The sequence below is a fragment of the Hydrocarboniphaga sp. genome, assembly GCF_028291725.1.
In the GTDB taxonomy this organism is placed as follows: Bacteria; Pseudomonadota; Gammaproteobacteria; order Nevskiales; family Nevskiaceae; genus Hydrocarboniphaga.
The window spans coordinates 1-17,976 of record NZ_JAQGNT010000099.1 but is presented as its reverse complement, the minus strand read 5'-3'; the positions used below and the strand labels follow the sequence as shown (position 1 = coordinate 17,976).

Here is a 17,976-nt window from a genome sequence, read left to right as displayed (position 1 = left end):
GTCATACCCGCGACTGAGGCCCCACCGGCACAGTCGCGGGTATGACCCGCTCCTACACAGGAGGCTCGCAAGCAACAAAAAAACCCGCCGTTTTCGCGGCGGGTTTTTGTTTACGGCAGACGCGCCTACTTCAGCAGATCTTCGATCGCCGCGCGCTCTTCGCGCAGCTCGTTTTCGGTCGCGGTCATGCGGCTGCGGCTGAACTCGTCGATCGACAGGCCCTGCACGATTTCGTACTTCCCGCCCGCGCAGGTCACCGGGTAGCCGTAGACCACGCCCGGCTCGATGCCGTAGCTGCCGTCCGACGGAATGCCCATCGACACCCACTTGCCGTTGGTGCCCAGCGCCCAGTCGCGCATGTGATCGACCGCGGCCGAGGCCGCCGAGGCGGCCGAGGACAGGCCGCGCGCCTTGATGATCGCGGCGCCGCGCTGCTGCACGGTCGGGATGAAATCGGACTCGATCCAGGCCTGGTCGACCAGGCTCTTGGCCGGCTTGCCGGCAACCGTGGTGTGGCTGATGTCCGGATACTGCGTGGAGCTGTGGTTGCCCCAGATGATCATCTTGTCGATGTCGTTGCCGGAGCTGCCGGTCTTGCTCGCGAGCTGGCTGATCGCGCGGTTGTGGTCGAGGCGGACCATCGCGGTGAATTGCTTGGGGTCCAGCGACTTGGCGGCGCTGGCGGCGATCAGCGCATTGGTGTTGGCGGGGTTGCCGACCACCAGCACCTTGACGTCACGGCTGGCCTTGGCGGCGATGGCCTTGCCCTGCGGGACGAAGATCGCGCCGTTGGCGGTCAGCAGATCCTTGCGCTCCATGCCCGGGCCGCGCGGACGGGCGCCGACCAGCAGCGCGTAGTCGGTGCCGTCGAAAGCTTCCATCGGGTCGGCGGTGGCGACGATGCCGGCCACCAGCGGGAACGCGCAGTCGTCGATCTCCATCACCGTGCCCTTGAGCTTCTCGAGGGAGTCCGGGATATCCAGCAGTTGCAGGATCACCGGCTGATCCGGGCCGAGCATGGAGCCGCTGGCGACGCGGAAGATGAGCGAATAGGCAATCTGGCCGGCGGCGCCGGTAATGGCGACCTTGACGGGCTTTTTCATCAAAAGAACTCCGGGAGCGGGGGCGGATAGAGGACGGCGATTTTAATCCATTGGACAGCGGGGCATCAGGCAAGGCGGTTCAGTAGGGGTTAACTGCCCGGCTGCCCTAGATGCAGGCGTTGTATCACGTCAAGGAGAACCATCATGAAACCCAATACCCCCATTCGTGGCATCTCGCTGCTGCTCATCGCGGCAGCGCTCGCACTTGTTCCGGCACTCGGCTCGGCCCGCGACCGCGACGACAATCCACCTGGCCCCGCAGGCGGCCCGGGGACCAACTGGGAAAATCCGCCCGGAGAAAAGGGTGGGCCCGGCGCGTCGCCGGATCGCCCGATCGTGATCTCCAATCAGACCTACCAGTTCCGCGCCGTCGGCGGCGGCTACTACTACCACCCCGACTACGGCTACTACAACGACAAGCACGGTTACTGGAACCAGGGTCGCAAGTGCTGGTCTGACAATGACAACAATCCGCCGGGACGCGCCGGTGGCCCCGGTACCAACTGGGAAAATCCGCCCGGCCGCAAGGGTGGGCCCGGTACATCGCCGGATCGCTACCACAGCTGCAAGTAGCGTCCGGTAGTAAGCCCGGCCGTCCCGCGCCCCGCGCGAGGCGGCCGTTTCAGGAGCACCTGCGCAGCCGGGGCTCACCGGTTTTGACGAGTTGAGCTGAACGTTTTCCATGCTGATGACCTCGCCGCCCGACGAAGCCTCTCCCGCCAGCCTGCAGGCGAAGGAGGAGTTGCTGCACCTGCTGTCGATCTCCGGCACGCTGTCGGGTATCTGCATCGGCGGCGTCACGCTGTTTCACACGATGAATGCGAGTTCGCGGGCCGGCACGCTGGTCGACGATCTGCTCGCGATATGCGCACTCGGCTTTCTGATCTGCACCTACCTGATCGTCTGGGCGCTGCGTACCCGCGTCAGGCGCTATCTGCCGCAGCTCGTCAGGCTCGTCGACGGCATGTTCCTGCTGTCGTTGACCGGGCTGGTACTGGCCGGATTTCTGATGGTTTACACGGTGCTTTGACGCGAACCTGCGGGCGGTGCGGCGCGCGCTCAGCGTGGACGGAACAGCTGGAAGTCGCGGAACTCCAGCACCTGGTCCACCGGCGAAGCCCAGGACGGGTCGTCGCCGCCAAAGAAGCTGCTGAACATCAGACCGTCGATCGCGATCTCGAGGCTGCGGCGGTACGCCAGGTCGTGGCGCTCCAGTTTGAGATCGCCGTCGACCCATAGCGCCAGGCTGCCGTCACTGCTATCCGGCCGATTCAGCCGCAGCTCCAGTTCCAGCGTTGTCCAGCGGCCCGGCTGCAGCCGCGCGACGCCACGGCCGATGCTGGTCCCGGGCGCGGCGTTGGCGATGTAGGCGTAGGCCTCGAGGTCGCCGCCGCTGCGCCACATCAGACGCATCGAAAAGCCCTCGATTCCGTCGACCGGCTTGCCGCCGCCGGGCGCGTCGCCGCCGTACAGGCCGGGCAGCTTGCCGCCCTTGACGAAGCGAAAACCGGATGGCACCCGCAGCTGGTAGCGCAGGCAAGCCGCTACTGCGCCACGGCCTTCGTGGCGCAGTAGCGGCGCCAGGAAACCGGCCCCGCCGCGCGGCGCCGCCGTCGCCGACGGCACATAGGAGCCGGCCGGATAGCGCAGGCGCAGCAGCGGCCCGCCGTCCGCGTCGGCGGCACCGAGGCTGAGGTTCTCGGCCACGCCCCAGAGCCGCTGGTAGCCGGCCGCACGCCAGATGCGCTGCAGATCGGCAGCACTCGCGGCCGGGGCCAGCGGCAGGCTGGCGAGCCACTCACCACTACGGCTGCAGGGCGCGGCCGCGACCGGCCGCAGCGTCATCAGCAGCACCAGGGCGGCGGCCAGCGTCGCGATCGGCCGCAGCCGCGGCAAGCGGGCCCGGCGATCAGAGCACATGATCGAGCACGCCGCCGAGCAGGATTACGCCAAGAACGAAGACCAGCAGCGACATCGCCATCAGCACCGTCGATACGAGATGCGGCACGCTGTCCGCGGCCCTGATCTTCTGCCGCGTCCAGTTCTGAACATTGGGATGGAACGTCGCCCAGATCTTGATCGCCGAGCCGACCGTCTGGCCGTAGAACAGCAACGGCGGAAACCAGATGCTGAAGCGGCCGGCAAACAGGCCGACGATCAGCGCCTGCACGCTGCGCACGGTCGCGACCCAGACCAGGTAAAGACCCAGCACGTGCGGCCCCTGGAACGCGGTCAGCGTCAGGCACAGTGTCGGCCCGATCAGCGCGCTCCACAGCGACAGCCGCTGATCGATCAGCACCAGATACGGAAACACACCGACGCGCCGCCAACCCAGCCCCAGCGCGCGGCCGCTGGCACGGACCATGTTGCCGAACCATCGCCGCATCAGCGACGTCGAGCCGCGCACGAAGGATTTCGACGGCAGCTCCTCCAGGCAATAGACGCTGGCGTCGGGCAGATAGAGCATCTGCCAGCCGCGCGACAGCACCCAGAACCAGGTCGACTTGTCGTCGCCGGACAGCATCTTGATGCGGCCGAAACGCCAGTGCTGCACTTCGTCGTCGAGTATCCGCTCGGCGAAGCCCGGATCGAAGGCGATCGCACCGCGATAGATCGAGAAGCGGCCGGTCAGCACCAGCAGCTTGCGCGACAGCGCGATCGAGCACATCAGCAGATGCCGCTGCGCCATGCGCAACCGATACCACTCGCGACTGATCGTGGAGCCGCGCACCAGCGGAATGTTGTCGACGGTCAGCGCACCGACCTCCGGATAGCGGCGCAGCAACGGCAGGCTGTGGCGCAGGATGCCGCGACGGATCAGCGTATCGCCGTCCATCAGCACCACCGCCGAATTCGACGGCAGCGCCAGGCTTGCCAGATGCCGCAATGCCCGCGCCATCGCGTGGCGCTTGCCGAGCCCGGCCTGCGGTATCAGCGACACGTCCATGCGCCCTTCGCAGCCGCAGGCCGTGCCCACCGCGCGCAGCAGACGCGCGTCGGCCGGGTCGGTCATGCAGGCCACCACGGTGGCGCGAGCGCCGTAGTCGAGCAGCTCGCGGAACAGCGCCGCGTAGACCGCGGCATTGATCTCGGCCTCGATGCGGAAGCTGGTGATCACCACGGCGACATGGTCGACCCGGTCGCGCTGCAGATCGAGGCCGTCACGCAGCCGCGGGTAGGTGTAGTGGCGATACCAGCAGGCACGCAGGTAGTGCGTCATGGCCCAGGAATAGCGCCAGAGGCCGATGAGACTCAGGCCGGCCAGCACCGCCCGGTGGGCACCGTCACCGATGCCGGAGCGCGACAGCAGCAGCATCGCCAACAGCGGCACCAGGAACACCGCCGCGCCCCCCAGGCTTTCGCTGCGCGGCGAGTGGGCGGCAAAGCCCCCAAGGGAGGTCTGCGCCGGCGCGATGCCGGCGTCGATGCCGCCGTCGGCGCTCAAGGCCAGCGCAGCGCCGGCTTCAGATGGAACAGCACTTCGGCGACGGTGCCGTCGGCGGTGTCGGCCAGCGCCGACGACAGCTTCACTTCCACTGCAGCCATCGTGAAGAGCACGTCGCGGCCCAGAGGAACGCCGCTCCATTCGTCGGTGGCGCGGTAGCTGATGCGCGTGATGGTGCCCGCGATTTCACGGCCGTCGGAGAGCTGCACGTCCGCGGCGAGCCCGGGAGACAGCCGGTTCGCCGACCGCGCCGGGATCAGAGCCCGCACGATCGGCTGCTCACCGGTCCGGCGCAGCCGCAGCACCGGCTGCGCGGCCTGGGCCAAAGCGCCGTCCGCCAGCAAGAGGGCCTGCAGCTGGCAGTCGCAGGGGCTGCCGACGATCTGCCGCCGCTGCAGGCCGGCGAGTGCGGTATCGACCGCCGCCAGACTGCGATCGGTACCGCCGAGTTCCTCGCGCAGCCGGCCCGGCGTCTGCGAGGTGTCGTTGACCGTCGAACTGAGCACACCGGTGCCGGCGAGGCGGATCTGCGCGTCCAGGTTGTCGCGTTCGGCCTGCGCGTCGGCCAGCTGCCGCTCCAGCTGCGCCAGCTCGGCGCGCTGCTGATCGAACTGGATCATCGGCACATAGGCCAGCATCAGCGACATCTTGGCGACCATCGCCGACTTGTCCTGGATCTGGTTCTGCAGGCTGCCGACCCGCTTGACCGTCGCCACGCGCTGAGTCCGGTAGGACGAGCGCATCGCGCTGATCACCTGGCTGGATTCGGCCAGCTGCTGCTCCAGCATCGAGCGCCTGGCCAACAGATCGGTGCGCTGGCCGAGCAGACGATCGGCATCGTTCTGAGCGATCGGCCGGATGTTGAACAGCGCGCTGCCGGCCGCGTAGGACTGGCCCGACGTCGGGGGCTCCATCGTGATCGTGCCGGCTACCGGCGCCACCACCGTCACCAGCGGCGCCACCACGCCACCATAGGCCGAGCGAATCGTGAACACCGCGCGGTACACAACCAGGCCCAGCACGGCAACGGTCAACGCCAGTCCGCCACCGGCCAGCCATACGCGGTAAGCCGGCTTCACCCGAGCCGTCGCGCCCGTGGCCAAAGCGCGCCGCGGACCGCGCGTCAGCAGATCCTCGAAGCTGCTGAGCTGCCCGGCGAGATGATCCGCGACGATGCGCTCGAGCAAATGGCGGTGGCCCGGCTGCAAGCCGACGAAAGAAAGCGCGGCCGGGTGATCGGGGCCGGCGCGCACGACGACGGCCTTGATGTCTCGCAGACGGATGTCGGAATCGGCGCCGCCGAAACGCAGGCACAGCTGCACGGTGTCGCCCGGCCGCATCCGATCCATTGGTTGTGACAGCGACAGTCCGCCAATCGACCAGTCGGCCGCCTCGATATCGCAGCCCTGGATTTCAACGATGAGCGGCAGGCTGACGCGCGGCTCTCTTCGCTTGCCAGAAGGACTGACGAACGAAGTCGGAACCACGCTGGTCCCCGGTACCGCCTTTGTGTCCGACATCAGCGCTCCGCCCCTGTTGCGGCCAGTTCTGTAGCACAAACCACTACGAATTCAGCGACCGCGGCCGGGGCTTCCGACAGGCAGGTGTGGCGGCCGTACAGACGGCACGCTGCGCAGTACGCCTAGCCTCCCGCGAGCACCACCCGCGGCGGCGTATCCAGCACCTTGCGCAGCGACCACCAGCCGAGCGCGACCACCAGCAGCGCGCCGCCGAGTCCGCCGCCCAGCCACAGCAGCGGGCTGAGGCTATAAGGCAGATCGAAAACCTGCCGCGCCAGTATCAGCGCGGTGATCTGCGCGGCCGCCGCGGCGACCAGCCCCGCGAGCAGGCCCAGCGCCGCATATTCGGTGATCAGACCGAGCGCGATCGTGCGCCGCCGCGCGCCCAGCGTGCGCAGCAAGGCGGTCTCGCGCACGCGTTCGGCGCGCGTGCTCTCGATCGCCGCCAGCAGCACGCAGGCCCCGGCCGCCAGCGCAAACGCGAACAGGAACTGCACCGCGCCGACGACGCGGTCGACGATGCCGCGCACCTGGTTCATCGTCGCCTCGATGTCGATCGCGGTCACGTTCGGGAACGCGGTAATCAGTTCGCGCAGCAGCGCGCGCTGCTCACGCGGCAGATGGAACGCGCTCAGGTATTGCGCGGTGCCGGCCGCCTCGTCCAGCACGCCGGGTGGCGTCACCAGAAAGAAATTCGGCTTGAAGCTCTCCCATTTCACCTTGCGGATGCTGGTGATGGTCAGCGTCACTTCGCGATCGGCGATCGCGAGTGTCAGCTGCGAGCCGATGCCGACGTGCAGACGCTCGACCACGTAGTCATCGACCGACAGCTCGGGCTTGCCGACATCGGTGCTGGCCCAGTAGCGGCCTTCGATCAGCTCATTGTCTTCGCCGAAACGCTCGGTCCAGGACAGGTTGAATTCGCGATTGATCCAGCGCCGCGTTTCCGGATCGTCGTAGGAATCCGCGGTCACCGGCTTGCCGTCGACCGCGGTCAAACGGCCACGCGCCATCGGCCACATCGCCGGCTCGGCCACACCGTGCCGCACGAAGAACGCCTGCAGCGGCTGCACCTGCCCAGGCTGGATATTGATCAGGAACTGGTTCGGCGCATCCGCCGGCACGCGCTGCTTCCAGGCATCGAGCAGATCGTTCTGCACCACCGCGAGCAGCAGCAGCGCCAGCAGTGCGACACCGAGCGCGACCACCTGCGCGACGCTGGCGCCGCGACGCCGCGCGACATTGCCGAGGCCGAAGCGCAGCGCGGTATGGCCGGCGCGGCGCAGCGGCGTCAGCAGCGCCACCAGCAGCAGCGCAAACGCGGCGAGCACGCCGCAGGTCACCAGCGTGCCGCCGAGCACCCATAGCGCGAGCCTGGCGTCGCCGGCCTGCCACCACAGCATGCCGATCACGCTGGCGACCGCGGTCAGCGCGATCACGGTGCCGCCGCCATCGGCGCTGTCGTCGCGCTGGAACACGCGAATCGGCGCCACCCTCCGCGCCTGCAGCACCGGCGGCAAGGCGAAGCCGAGCAACAGCGCCAGCTCGAGCGCAGCGGCGGTCAGCAGCGGTTGCAACGACGCGGCGGGCAAGGGCGTGTCGACCAGGCTGCCGATGATCAGCGCCAGCACCGCCTGCCCGGCATAACCAAGCGCCGCGCCGATCAGGCCCGCGATCAGGCCGAGCGCCAGCAGCTGCAGCACCAGCACCGCCGCGATCGTGCGGCTGCTGGCGCCCAGGCATTTGAGCAGCGCAACTTCATCGCGCTGGGCCTGGCCGTGCTGCCGCGCCGACAAGGCCACCGCGGCAGCCGAAAGCAGGATCGCGGCGAGCACCGCGATATCCAGAAACTGCCCGGCGCGGCCGAGCGCCCGGCCGATTTCGGGGCGCGCGGTGTCGGGTTTCAGAAAGCGCGCGCCCTTGGGCAGCTCCAGCACCACGGCTTTCTGCAGCGCGTCCGCGGCGCCGGCCAGCAGCAGCGAGTACTGCACGCGGCTGCCGACGCTGACCAGCCCGGTCGCCGGCAGATCGTCGGCGCGGATCAGCACCCGCGGCGCCAGATCGGTGAAGCCGGCGCCGCGATCGGGCTCGTACTCGATGATGCCGGCGATGCGAAAGCTCGACTGGCCGAGCTGGATCGCCGCGCCCGGTTGCAAACCCAGTTCCTGCCAGACGCGCACGTCGATCCAGGCGCTGCCGGCAGGCGGCAGATCGGCGACGCTGCGCGCCGTGCCATAAGGCTGATCGGCGATGCGCAGCGCACCGCGCAGTGGATAGCCGGTTTGCGCGGCCTTCACCGACACCAGCAGCGTGTTGTCGCCGGACAGCACGACGCTGGTCAGCTCGGTGCTGATGGCGGTACGCAGCCCGAATCCGCGCAGCTGCGCGACCAGTTGTGCCGACGGCAGATCGCGACTGCTGATCAGCGCGTCCGCGCCGATCGCCTCGCCACTCTGCGCCTGCACCGCGCGGCGCACGCGGTCGCTGAACAGACCGACCGCGGAGGCGGCGGCGACCGATACCACCAGCGCCAGCGTCAGGATCAGCAGCTCGCCGCTGCTCCAGCCGCGGCGCAGCCGGCGCAGCGCGAATTTCAGCGCGGTCGGCATGGGGATATCTCGCGCTTCAGCTGATCCTGGAACTGTAGGAGCGGTCCTTGACCGCGATTGAAAGCCTGCAGAACAGAATCGCGGTCAAGGACCGCTCCTACAGGTGCGCAATCGGAATTCATTACGACACCATCCGCCCGCCGCTCAACTTCAACTGCCGATCACAGCGCCCCGCCAGGCTCGCATCGTGAGTCACCAGCACCAGGGTCGTGCCGCTGACGCGATTCAGCTCGAACAACAGCTCGATGATGCGCTCGCCGGTCTCCGAGTCGAGATTGCCGGTGGGCTCGTCGGCGAACAGGATGCGCGGCTGCCCGCTGTAGGCACGCGCGATCGCGACGCGCTGCTGCTCGCCGCCCGAAAGCTGGTAGGGATAGTGAGTGAGCCGCGCGCCCAGGCCGACACGCTCCAGCGCCGCCTTTGCGCGCGCCGGCGCGTCCTTGAGACCGGCGAGTTCGGCCGGCAGCATCACGTTCTCGTGCGCGGTGAAGCCGCCGAGCAGCTGGAACGACTGGAACACGAAGCCGACGCGGCCGGCGCGCAGGCTGGCGCGCGCGTCCTCATTCAGCGGCGTCAGCGACTGGCCGTCGAGCAGGATTTCTCCGCTGCTCGGGCGATCCAGGCCTGCGAGCAGGGACAGCAAGGTGGTCTTGCCGGAGCCGCTGCTGCCGACGATCGCGACACGCTCGCCTTCAGCGATGCGCAAGTCGACGCCGTCCAGGATCGTGAGCTGGGCCGCGCCACTGCTAATCTTCTTTGAAACGCCCCTGGCTTCGACCACCGACCGGACCGACGCTTCCATGCTGCTGCGACTACCTTCGCTCATCTTCATCCTTTTGTTGGCGATACCGGCACTGGCCGCGCCGGCTCATGCCGAACCGCCGCCGGCCAGGCCGGTGATTCTGGTGCTCGGCGACAGCCTGTCCGCCGGTTACGGCCTCGATGCGCAGACCGGCTACGTCGCGCTGCTGCAGCGCCGGCTCGACCGTGAGGGCTACTCCTGGCGCGTGGTCAACGCCAGCGTATCCGGTGACACCACCTCGGGTGGCCTGGCGCGGCTGCCACCGGCCTTGGACCGGCACAAGCCGGCAATCGTTCTGATCGAGCTCGGCGGCAACGACGGCCTGCGCGCACTGCCGCTGAAGGCGCTGCACGACAACCTGATCAAGCTCGTCGACCTGAGCCTGGCGGCTAAGGCCAAGGTGCTGCTGTTCGAGATCCGCATTCCGCCGAACTATGGCGCCGTGTACACCGAGGGTTTCAGCCGCACTTTCAGCCAGGTCGCCAGCGAGCGCAAGCTGCCGCTGCTGCCGTTTTTCCTGATGCCCCTGGTCGGCGTGCCCGGCGCGTTCCAGGACGATGGCATCCACCCTTCGGCCGAGTCGCAGCCGAAGATGGTCGAGGCGGTCTGGCCCAGCCTCAAGCCGCTGTTGAAGCCGGGCTGAAGTGAGGCCCGTCGAGACGCCCATCCCGGGGCCAGCGAAAAAAAAGGGGCTCCGGGCGCGCGCCCGCGGCATGGTCATCGAGCAGCTGCGGCGCGGCATCACGCCGCACCAGCTGGCGCTGACCTTCGCCGTCGCTTCGGTGCTGTCACTGTTCCCGGTTCTCGGCACCACGACACTGCTGTGCATCATCGTCGGCACGCTGATGAAGCTGAATCATCCACTGATGCAACTGGTCAACTACCTGATGACTGGCCTGCAATTGCTGCTGTTGCTGCCGCTGTGGAAAGCCGGCGAATGGCTGGGCGCACCGCACCTGAGCTTGTCGTTCGAAGAACTGAAAACGCGCTTCGACGCCGCGCCGTGGCAGAGCACCCGGGATTTCGGCGAAATCCTGCTCGGCGGCATCGGCATCTGGGTGCTATGCGCGCCAGTCTGGATCGCGCTGGTCTACGCGATCATGCGTCCGCTGCTGACGCACCTCGCCGAGCGCCGCCGGCTCACTGCAGGATCGCGAAGCCCGCTTTAAGCTGCCGGCTTCCGCAATCCGCGGCTAGCCGAGATCGACAATGGCCCATGCCCCGTTACCTGTCCCGCCCGAAAAGACCTTGATCGGTACCCTCGGTATCGAATTGAAAGAGATGACCAAGGAGCGCGTCAGCGGCACGATGCCGGTCGACAGCCGCACGCATCAGCCTTTCGGCCTGCTCCACGGCGGCGCATCGGTGGCCCTGGCGGAGACGCTGGCTTCGGTTGCGGCGCAACTGAATGTCGCGCCGGGAGAAATGGTGGTCGGCCTGGAGATCAATGCCAACCATCTGCGCGGGATTCGATCCGGCACGGTCACCGGCGTCGCGACGCCGATCCATATCGGCCGCCGCACCCAGGTGTGGAGCATCGACATCCGCGACGAGAACGACAAGCCGGTGTGCATCTCGCGCTGCACGCTGGCGGTGATTCCGCTGGTGACGAGTTGACAGCGCGTAGGTCGGCAATCCCTTGCCGACGTGCGAAGCCCGATGCGCAACCGAGGCCTCACGTCGGCAAGGGATTGCCGACCTACAACAGCCGTCGGCCCAAAGAAAAAGGGCGGGTCTTTCGACCCGCCCCAAGACAACACCCCTAGGGATTGTGCTGCCCAGCGTTCAACTAGAGCCTCAGTTGTAGGCCTTCTCGCCGTGTTCGGCGACGTCCAGACCTTCGCTCTCGGCTTCCTCGGAGACGCGGATGCCGATCGTGAACTTGAGGAGCAGCATGGCGATCGCCGACACCACCGCGCTGAGCACGATGGCCACGATCACCGTTTTCACCTGGATCATGATCTGGCCGGAGGAATAACCCGCCACCATCTCGAACCAGTTGTTGTACACGCCGACGCCGCCCTTGGCCGGATCGACGTAGACGCCGGTCAGGATCGCGCCGAGCATGCCGCCGATGGCGTGGACGCCGAAGGCATCGAGCGCATCGTCGTAGCCGATCAGCTTCTTCAGGTAGGCCACCGAGAAGAAGCAGACCACACCCGCCAGCGCGCCGATGATCAGGCCGCCGGTGATACCGACGAAGCCGCAAGCCGGGGTAATGGCGACGAGGCCGGCGACCGCACCGGAGATGATGCCCAGCAGCGAGGGCTTGCCCTTGAAGATCCACTCGGCGAAGAACCAGGCGGCAGCGGCAGCGGCGGTTGCGAACAAGGTGTTGGCGAAGGCCAGCACCGCGTAGCCGTTGGCTTCAAGGTTGGAGCCGGCGTTGAAGCCGAACCAGCCGAACCACAGCAGCGAGGCGCCGATCATGCTCATCACCAGGCTATGCGGCGCCATCGCGACCTTGCCGAAGCCCTGACGCTTGCCCAGGAAGATCGCGCAGACCAGACCCGCGATACCGGCGTTGATATGCACGACGGAACCGCCGGCGAAGTCCAGCGCACCGAGCTGCCACAGGTAGCCGGCGGTTGCGTTGACGGCGTCGACCTGATCGGCGCTCTTGTACGCATCCGGGCCCGCCCACCACCAGACCATGTGGGCCATCGGCAGATAGGAGAACGTGAACCAGATGACCGAGAAGATCATCACGGCCTTGAACTTCATGCGCTCGGCGTAGGCGCCGGCGATCAGGGCGACGGTGATGCAGGCGAAGGTCATCTGGAACACCGCAAACAGCAGTTCCGGAATGACGACGCCCTTGCTGAAGGTACCGGTGGCGGTGAAGAAGCCGTTGGCGTCGTAGACCACGCCCTTCAGCATCATCTTGGTGAAGCCGCCGAAATAAGCACTGCCGTTATAGCCGTCCGAGAACGCCACGCTGTAGCCGTAGACGACCCAGAGCACACCGATCACGCAGAAAATCGCGAAGGTCTGCGTCAGTGTCGACAGCATGTTCTTGCTGCGCACCATGCCGCCGTAGAACAGCGCGAGGCCCGGAATCGACATCAGCAGCACGAGGGCGGTGGACGTCATCATCCAGGCCACGTTGCCTTCGTTGAAGGTCGGCGCCTTGGGTGCGTCGGCCGGAGCAGCGGCCTCGGCAGGTGCGGCTTCAGCCGGAGCGGCGGCTTCGGCAGCAGCTGGAGCGGCTTCCGTCGCCGGAGCAGCAGCGGCAGGTTCCTGAGCCCAGACTGCAGCCGAGCCGCAGGACGCGGCCAGCACCAGGGCCAGCACGAATTTACGAATCATCGACATCTCCCCTATTCGATTTTGAAAAATTCAGAATCCGACCTGTTTTAAAGTGCGTCCTTGCCCGTCTCGCCAGTGCGAATACGCACTGCCTGCTCGAGGGTGAAAACGAACACCTTGCCGTCGCCGATCTTGCCGGTATGCGCGGCCTTGCTGATCGCATCGATAGCGGCATCGAGCTTGTCGTCGTCGACGGCAACCTCGATCTTCACTTTCGGCAGAAAATCCACCACGTACTCGGCGCCGCGGTACAGCTCCGTGTGGCCCTTCTGACGACCAAAACCCTTGACCTCAGTCACCGTGATGCCGGCGACGCCGATCTCTGACAGGGCTTCCCGAACCTCATCGAGCTTGAACGGCTTGATGATGGCTGCAATTAACTTCATTGTCTGAACTCCTTGAACTGGCAGCGATTTCTGATTTGCTTGCACACGTCGCAGGCTGCATCCCCGGTCTGCGGAACTGCAACAAAGCATGGAGCATGCCAGTGACTTCCCCCTGTAACACGAGGGAAAACCCTCAGGAGAGCCCGACTTCGCACTGTTTTAGTGCGCTGCCGACGAGCCGGCGTTCACCGCTGCGCTCAAGCTAGGGCCTGTTGACATGTAATCGGTCGCTGCGCCGATTACATGTCAACAGGCCCTAGCGCTTGAGTCGTGCATAAGGGTTCATCGATCCGGCCGGTTGCCGGCGGTAACGCTTGTAACTCCACCAGTATTGTTCCGGCAGATGGGTCAGCACCGCCTCGATGCCCTGGTTGAGCATCGCCGCGCCCAGCGCCGGATTGTCGACCTGCTGGGGCGCCGGCGTGATGTGGAAGCGGAAGCCTCGCCCATGGCCGAGGCGCTCCGCATAACAGAACCAGACCGGCGCGCCGGTGCGGGCGGCCAGTCGCGTAACCAGCTCCGAGGTATGCGCCGGCAGGCCGAACAGCGGTGCGAACACGCCGGCGCCCCAGGGCGGATCCTGATCGGGCAGGATGCCGACCATCTCGCCGTGGCGCAGCGCGTGCAGCAGCGCCTTGACCCCGCCGCCGGTGGTCGGTACCAGTTTGGCGCCAAGCCGCGAGCGGCCTTCGAGGATGACCCGGTCGATGATCGCGCCCTGCGGCTTGTACAGCGAGGTGATCCTGCCGACCGTGGAGCAGAACAGGCCGGCGAGTTCCCAGGAGCCGATGTGCGGGCACAGGATGATCGCGCCACGGCCCTCAGCGAGCACCGAGCGCAGCTTGTCGCGCGCCTGACCATCGTTCAGCCAAGCCTTGATCCGAGCCTGCGGGCCGAACCAGATTGCCGGCGCCTCGCAGACTGCCTTGGCCATGTGGCTCAGGCTGAGCTTGGCGATCTGATCGCGGTCCGCCAGCGGCAGTTCCTCCAGGCACAGATCGAGATGCAACTGGGTGACGCGCTTCAGATCGTTGGGGAAGTACCAGACGAGGCGGCCGAGAATCACCGCGAACCCATGCAGCAGCGGCAGCGGCAAATGGCCCAGGATGATGAAGAGGCCGCGCAAAAGGGTCGACATGCGCCATTCTAGGCAGCCGCGGCGAAGTCTCAAGTAGCGCGCTCAGACAAGCACTCGCCAACGAGCGCACGAAACACTACGGAGGCTGGATGATCGGTCTGCTGCAAAGAGTCGCCAGCGCGCAGGTTCAGGTCGACGGCGAAGTGGTCGGCGCGATCGGCGCGGGCCTGATGGTGCTGGTCGGCGTCGAGAAAACCGACGACGAAGCCGCCGCCGCACGGCTGCTGACGCGGCTGCTCGGCTACCGGGTGTTCGCCGACGACACCGGCCGCATGAACCGCTCGCTGGCGGATATCGATGGCGGCTTGCTGCTGGTTCCGCAGTTCACGCTGGCCGCCGACACGCGCAGCGGAACCCGGCCCGGGTTTTCGACCGCGGCCGAGCCGGAGCGGGCACGCGCGCTGTTCGAGCATCTGTCCAGACTCGCCACCGAGCGCCATTCGCAGGTCGCCGGCGGCGTGTTCGGCGCTCACATGCAGGTCAGCCTGACCAACGACGGGCCAGTGACGTTCTGGCTGACCAGCTGAAGCCGCGGCCCGGGGCGGCGTAAGGCGACTGTTGCTACATCCGCGCCGCGGAGTATCCTTGGCGCCCTTTTTTTGTTCGACGGCTGCCAGCCGATCATGCCAGCACGTACCGCCAGCATCGCCCGCGATACCCGCGAGACGCAGATCCAGGTCCAGATCAACCTGGACGGCACCGGCACGTCGGACCTCGCCACCGGCGTGGCTTTCCTCGATCACATGCTCGACCAGGTGGCGCGCCACGGCCTGATCGATCTCAGCGTCAAGGCCAGCGGCGATCTGCATATCGACGCCCACCACACCGTCGAGGACGTCGGCATCACGCTCGGCCAGGCGCTGGACCAGGCGCTCGGCGACAAGCTCGGCGTGCGCCGCTACGGCCATTCCTATGTGCCGCTGGACGAGGCACTGTCGCGCGTCGTCGTCGACCTGTCCGGCCGCCCGGGCCTGGAATACCACGTCGAGTATCCGCGCGCGATGATCGGCGGCTTCGACGTGGACCTGCTGCGCGAGTTCTTCCAGGGCCTGGTCAACCACGCCAAAATCAGCGTGCACATCGACAACCTGCGCGGCCGCAATGCCCACCACATCGCCGAAACCATCTTCAAGGCCTTCGGCCGTGCGCTGCGCATGGCCGTGGAACCCGATCCGCGCGCCGCAGGCAGCATGCCTTCGACCAAGGGCAGCCTGTAAAAAGCCAACTAAAAACCAACGGGCACTGCCTTGTCTAGCATCGGCGTCATCGATTACGGGATGGGCAATCTGCACTCGCTCGGCAAGTCGCTGGAGCGCGTCGCGGGCTCGCAGCGCATCGAGATTTCCTACGATCCGGAAAAACTGCTGAAGTGCGACCGCCTGGTGCTGCCGGGTGTCGGCGGCGTGCTGGCGTGCATGAACGAGCTGCGCCGGCTCGAGCTCAACGACCTGGTCGTCGAAGCCGCCAAGAAGCTGCCGATGCTCGGCATCTGCCTGGGCATGCAGGTGATGCTCGAGCACTCCAACGAGAACGGCGGCGTCTCCGCGCTGGGCCTGTTTCCCGGCAAGGTGGTGCGCTTTCCGGACCCGCCGGCCGACGCGGCCGAGCGCCTGAAAGTGCCGCACATGGGCTGGAACCGGGTCCGGCAGACCCAGCCGCATCCGCTGTGGCGGCAGGTGCCGGACGACAGCTGGTTCTACTTCGTGCACAGCTATCACGCCGAACCGCTGAACCCCGAACACGTGCTCGGCGAAACCGACTACGTCAAGACTTTCGCCTCGGCGATCGCCCGCGACAACATCGCCGCCTTCCAATTCCACCCGGAAAAGAGCCAGGCGGCGGGCCTGCAGCTGCTGGCGAATTTTGCCGAGTGGAACGGCAATCCCTGAGCCGGAAAGCGACGCGATCCGAGCCCAACTTGCCAATGCGTCCAGGGATCGGGCAGAGTCGAGTCTCTCGGGAACTCTCTCCTTACGCCATTGTCTCGCGGCGCTTGCGCCGTCTACGTCTGTCTGATCCGGCCGCGTGCTCAAGCTCCCATGTTGTTGATCCCTGCTATCGATCTTAAAAACGGCCACTGTGTCCGCCTGCGTCAGGGCAACATGGACGATGTCACGGTGTTCTCCGAAGACCCGGTCGAGATGGCCAGGCAATGGGCGGATCAGGGTGCGCAGCGCATCCATGTCGTCGATCTGGACGGCGCGCTCAAGGGCCTGCCGGTCAATCTGAAAGTGGTCGAGGCGATCGCCGCCGCGGTCGACGTGCCGGTGCAGATCGGCGGCGGCATCCGCGACGAGGAGACCGTGCAGCGCTATCTCAACGCCGGTGTTGCCTACGTGATCATCGGCACCAAGGCGGTCAACACGCCGCACTTCCTGCGCGACCTGTGCCTGGAATATCCGCGCCACATCATCGTCAGCCTCGACGCCAAGGACGGACGCCTGGCGCTGAACGGCTGGAGCAAGCTGACCCATTTCGACGCGATCGAAGCCGCGGTGCATTGCGAGCGCGACGGCGTCGAAGCGCTGATCTACACCGACATCGGCCGCGACGGCATGATGGCCGGCTTCAATGTCGAAGCCACGCGCGCGCTGGCCCGCGCGGTCAACACGCCGGTGTTCGCCAGCGGCGGTGTGTCCACGCTCGACGACATCCGCAGGCTCAAGGATCTGGAAGGCGAAGGCGTTGCCGGCGCCGTGATCGGCCGCGCGCTGTATGAAGGCGGGTTTTCGCTCGCCGATGCCCTGAAAATATCAGCGGCATGATCGCGACCGCCTGAGAGCTTTGCCATGCTGGCCAAACGCATCATCCCCTGCCTGGACATCGACCGCGGCCGCGTCGTCAAGGGCATCAAGTTCGCCGAGATTCGCGATGCCGGCGACCCGGTGGAAGTTGCGCGCCGCTACGACCTGCAGGGCGCGGACGAGTTGGTGTTCCTCGACATCACCGCCAGCTCCGAAGAGCGGCCGACGCTGTTCGCGACGGTCGAGGCGGTGGCGCGCGAGATCTACATTCCGCTGACCGTCGGCGGCGGCGTGCGCACCAGCGCCGACGTGCGCGCGCTGCTCAAGGCCGGCGCCGACAAGGTGTCGATCAACACCGCCGCCGTACACAAGCCGGACTTCGTCACCGAAGCCGCGGAACGCTACGGCGTGCAATGCATCGTCGTGGCGATCGACTGCAAGCGCGTCAGCAAGAAGAAAGAGCCGCCGCGCTGGGAAGTGTTCACCCACGGCGGCCGCAAGGCCACGGGGCTGGACGCGGTCGAATGGGCATCGAGGATGGTCGACAAGGGCGCCGGTGAAATCCTGCTGACCAGCATGGATCGCGACGGCACGAAAAGCGGCTTCGACCTTGCGCTGACACGCGCGGTGTCCGACGCTATATCAATTCCGGTGATTGCGTCGGGCGGCGTGGGCTCGCTCGCGCATCTCGCCGATGGCATCACCGAAGGTCATGCCGATGCGGTGCTTGCCGCCAGCATCTTCCACTATGGCGAACACACGGTCGGCGAGGCGAAACGCTTCATGGCCGATCAGGGTATTTCGGTGAGGATTTAAGCGGTGACAGCACAAACTGAAGAAGCGGGCTGGCTCGAGAAGGTCAGGTGGGACGCGAACGGCCTTGTGCCGGTGATCGCGCAGGAATCCACAACGGGCGACGT

General features: G+C 66.7%; 19 protein-coding genes. 10 read left to right on the top strand and 9 right to left on the bottom strand.

Features of this window, described 5'->3' with window-relative positions:
- Positions 1-125 precede the first annotated feature (125 nt).
- Positions 126-1,103 carry a malate dehydrogenase gene (locus tag JWQ90_RS26035; protein ID WP_299697993.1) on the bottom strand — a complete coding sequence of 326 codons (978 nt, stop codon included), beginning with the start codon at positions 1,101-1,103 and terminating at the stop codon, positions 126-128.
- 144 nt (positions 1,104-1,247) lie between these two features.
- On the opposite strand from JWQ90_RS26035, the gene JWQ90_RS26030 reads away from it, so the two are divergent.
- Positions 1,248-1,676 (top strand): hypothetical protein, encoded by a 429-nt coding sequence (locus JWQ90_RS26030; protein WP_299697992.1) that lies wholly within the window; start codon positions 1,248-1,250, stop codon positions 1,674-1,676.
- 109 nt (positions 1,677-1,785) lie between these two features.
- Positions 1,786-2,133, top strand: coding sequence for a hypothetical protein (locus JWQ90_RS26025; RefSeq protein WP_299697991.1), 348 nt, complete (start codon positions 1,786-1,788; stop codon positions 2,131-2,133).
- Positions 2,134-2,162: 29 nt separating this feature from the next.
- Here the strand turns inward: JWQ90_RS26025 and JWQ90_RS26020 are convergent, their stop codons facing one another.
- From JWQ90_RS26020 to JWQ90_RS26000, 5 genes are all read right to left on the bottom strand, one after another.
- Entirely contained in the window at positions 2,163-3,023 is an 861-nt protein-coding gene (locus tag JWQ90_RS26020; RefSeq protein WP_299697990.1) for a polysaccharide lyase, read from the bottom strand.
- Complete coding sequence (locus JWQ90_RS26015; RefSeq protein ID WP_299697989.1) at positions 3,013-4,548, bottom strand: glycosyltransferase; 1,536 nt, start codon at positions 4,546-4,548, stop codon at positions 3,013-3,015. The genes JWQ90_RS26020 and JWQ90_RS26015 overlap by 11 nt, the downstream gene beginning before the upstream one ends.
- Positions 4,545-6,068 (bottom strand): HlyD family efflux transporter periplasmic adaptor subunit, encoded by a 1,524-nt coding sequence (locus tag JWQ90_RS26010; RefSeq protein ID WP_299697988.1) that lies wholly within the window; start codon positions 6,066-6,068, stop codon positions 4,545-4,547. Before JWQ90_RS26010 ends, JWQ90_RS26015 begins: the two co-directional genes overlap by 4 nt.
- 122 nt (positions 6,069-6,190) lie before the next feature.
- On the bottom strand, positions 6,191-8,677 hold the full coding sequence (locus JWQ90_RS26005) for an FtsX-like permease family protein (RefSeq protein WP_299697987.1): 2,487 nt from the start codon (positions 8,675-8,677) through the stop codon (positions 6,191-6,193).
- A gap of 121 nt (positions 8,678-8,798) precedes the next feature.
- The gene (locus tag JWQ90_RS26000; RefSeq protein WP_366919600.1) at positions 8,799-9,503 is read right to left on the bottom strand and encodes an ABC transporter ATP-binding protein; all 705 of its coding nucleotides are present in this window, start codon (positions 9,501-9,503) and stop codon (positions 8,799-8,801) included.
- Between JWQ90_RS26000 and JWQ90_RS25995 the strand changes: the two genes are divergently transcribed.
- The 3 genes from JWQ90_RS25995 (at position 9,478) to JWQ90_RS25985 (ending at position 11,096) form a co-directional block, all read left to right on the top strand.
- Entirely contained in the window at positions 9,478-10,122 is a 645-nt protein-coding gene (locus JWQ90_RS25995) for an arylesterase (protein ID WP_299697986.1), read from the top strand. The genes JWQ90_RS26000 and JWQ90_RS25995 overlap by 26 nt on opposite strands.
- 70 nt (positions 10,123-10,192) lie before the next feature.
- Positions 10,193-10,648 (top strand): DUF2062 domain-containing protein, encoded by a 456-nt coding sequence (locus tag JWQ90_RS25990; RefSeq protein WP_299697985.1) that lies wholly within the window; start codon positions 10,193-10,195, stop codon positions 10,646-10,648.
- Positions 10,649-10,688: 40 nt separating this feature from the next.
- Positions 10,689-11,096: a hotdog fold thioesterase gene (locus JWQ90_RS25985; protein ID WP_366919599.1), complete on the top strand. Its 408-nt coding sequence runs from the start codon at positions 10,689-10,691 to the stop codon at positions 11,094-11,096.
- 180 nt (positions 11,097-11,276) lie between these two features.
- Here JWQ90_RS25985 and JWQ90_RS25980 read toward each other — a convergent pair whose 3' ends face one another.
- The 3 genes from JWQ90_RS25980 to JWQ90_RS25970 all read right to left on the bottom strand — a co-directional run bounded on the left by JWQ90_RS25980 (position 11,277) and on the right by JWQ90_RS25970 (position 14,312).
- Positions 11,277-12,794: an ammonium transporter gene (locus JWQ90_RS25980; RefSeq protein ID WP_366919598.1), complete on the bottom strand. Its 1,518-nt coding sequence runs from the start codon at positions 12,792-12,794 to the stop codon at positions 11,277-11,279.
- A gap of 41 nt (positions 12,795-12,835) precedes the next feature.
- Positions 12,836-13,174 (bottom strand): P-II family nitrogen regulator, encoded by a 339-nt coding sequence (gene glnK, locus JWQ90_RS25975; RefSeq protein WP_299697982.1) that lies wholly within the window; start codon positions 13,172-13,174, stop codon positions 12,836-12,838.
- Between the two features lie 256 nt (positions 13,175-13,430).
- The gene (locus JWQ90_RS25970; RefSeq protein WP_299697981.1) at positions 13,431-14,312 is read right to left on the bottom strand and encodes a lysophospholipid acyltransferase family protein; all 882 of its coding nucleotides are present in this window, start codon (positions 14,310-14,312) and stop codon (positions 13,431-13,433) included.
- Positions 14,313-14,401: 89 nt separating this feature from the next.
- On the opposite strand from JWQ90_RS25970, the gene dtd reads away from it, so the two are divergent.
- The 5 genes from dtd to hisF all read left to right on the top strand — a co-directional run bounded on the left by dtd (position 14,402) and on the right by hisF (position 17,872).
- A complete protein-coding gene (gene dtd / locus JWQ90_RS25965; protein WP_299697980.1) occupies positions 14,402-14,839 on the top strand; it encodes a D-aminoacyl-tRNA deacylase in 438 nt (145 codons plus the stop codon).
- A gap of 93 nt (positions 14,840-14,932) precedes the next feature.
- Positions 14,933-15,529, top strand: coding sequence for an imidazoleglycerol-phosphate dehydratase HisB (hisB, locus tag JWQ90_RS25960; protein WP_366919601.1), 597 nt, complete (start codon positions 14,933-14,935; stop codon positions 15,527-15,529).
- Between the two features lie 30 nt (positions 15,530-15,559).
- Complete coding sequence (hisH, locus tag JWQ90_RS25955) at positions 15,560-16,201, top strand: imidazole glycerol phosphate synthase subunit HisH (RefSeq protein WP_299697978.1); 642 nt, start codon at positions 15,560-15,562, stop codon at positions 16,199-16,201.
- Positions 16,202-16,351: 150 nt separating this feature from the next.
- Positions 16,352-17,077: a 1-(5-phosphoribosyl)-5-[(5-phosphoribosylamino)methylideneamino]imidazole-4-carboxamide isomerase gene (gene hisA, locus JWQ90_RS25950; protein WP_299697977.1), complete on the top strand. Its 726-nt coding sequence runs from the start codon at positions 16,352-16,354 to the stop codon at positions 17,075-17,077.
- A 24-nt stretch (positions 17,078-17,101) separates the two neighbouring features.
- Positions 17,102-17,872: an imidazole glycerol phosphate synthase subunit HisF gene (gene hisF / locus JWQ90_RS25945; RefSeq protein WP_299697976.1), complete on the top strand. Its 771-nt coding sequence runs from the start codon at positions 17,102-17,104 to the stop codon at positions 17,870-17,872.
- The last annotated feature ends 104 nt before the right edge of the window (positions 17,873-17,976 follow it).

Excerpts from the sequence above, each read along its gene's own strand:
- JWQ90_RS26035 (WP_299697993.1), bottom strand. The coding sequence starts at position 1,103 with ATGAAAAAGCCCGTCAAGGTCGCCATTACCGGCGCCGCCGGCCAGATT.
- JWQ90_RS25980 (WP_366919598.1), bottom strand. The coding sequence starts at position 12,794 with ATGTCGATGATTCGTAAATTCGTGCTGGCCCTGGTGCTGGCCGCGTCC.
- JWQ90_RS25985 (WP_366919599.1), top strand. The coding sequence starts at position 10,689 with ATGGCCCATGCCCCGTTACCTGTCCCGCCCGAAAAGACCTTGATCGGT.
- JWQ90_RS26025 (WP_299697991.1), top strand. The coding sequence starts at position 1,786 with ATGCTGATGACCTCGCCGCCCGACGAAGCCTCTCCCGCCAGCCTGCAG.
- JWQ90_RS25970 (WP_299697981.1), bottom strand. The coding sequence starts at position 14,312 with ATGTCGACCCTTTTGCGCGGCCTCTTCATCATCCTGGGCCATTTGCCG.
- JWQ90_RS26020 (WP_299697990.1), bottom strand. The coding sequence starts at position 3,023 with ATGTGCTCTGATCGCCGGGCCCGCTTGCCGCGGCTGCGGCCGATCGCG.
- glnK (WP_299697982.1), bottom strand. The coding sequence starts at position 13,174 with ATGAAGTTAATTGCAGCCATCATCAAGCCGTTCAAGCTCGATGAGGTT.
- hisA (WP_299697977.1), top strand. The coding sequence starts at position 16,352 with ATGTTGTTGATCCCTGCTATCGATCTTAAAAACGGCCACTGTGTCCGC.
- JWQ90_RS25990 (WP_299697985.1), top strand. The coding sequence starts at position 10,193 with ATGGTCATCGAGCAGCTGCGGCGCGGCATCACGCCGCACCAGCTGGCG.
- dtd (WP_299697980.1), top strand. The coding sequence starts at position 14,402 with ATGATCGGTCTGCTGCAAAGAGTCGCCAGCGCGCAGGTTCAGGTCGAC.
- JWQ90_RS26005 (WP_299697987.1), bottom strand. The coding sequence starts at position 8,677 with ATGCCGACCGCGCTGAAATTCGCGCTGCGCCGGCTGCGCCGCGGCTGG.
- JWQ90_RS25995 (WP_299697986.1), top strand. The coding sequence starts at position 9,478 with ATGCTGCTGCGACTACCTTCGCTCATCTTCATCCTTTTGTTGGCGATA.
- JWQ90_RS26010 (WP_299697988.1), bottom strand. The coding sequence starts at position 6,068 with ATGTCGGACACAAAGGCGGTACCGGGGACCAGCGTGGTTCCGACTTCG.
- JWQ90_RS26030 (WP_299697992.1), top strand. The coding sequence starts at position 1,248 with ATGAAACCCAATACCCCCATTCGTGGCATCTCGCTGCTGCTCATCGCG.
- hisF (WP_299697976.1), top strand. The coding sequence starts at position 17,102 with ATGCTGGCCAAACGCATCATCCCCTGCCTGGACATCGACCGCGGCCGC.
- JWQ90_RS26000 (WP_366919600.1), bottom strand. The coding sequence starts at position 9,503 with ATGAGCGAAGGTAGTCGCAGCAGCATGGAAGCGTCGGTCCGGTCGGTG.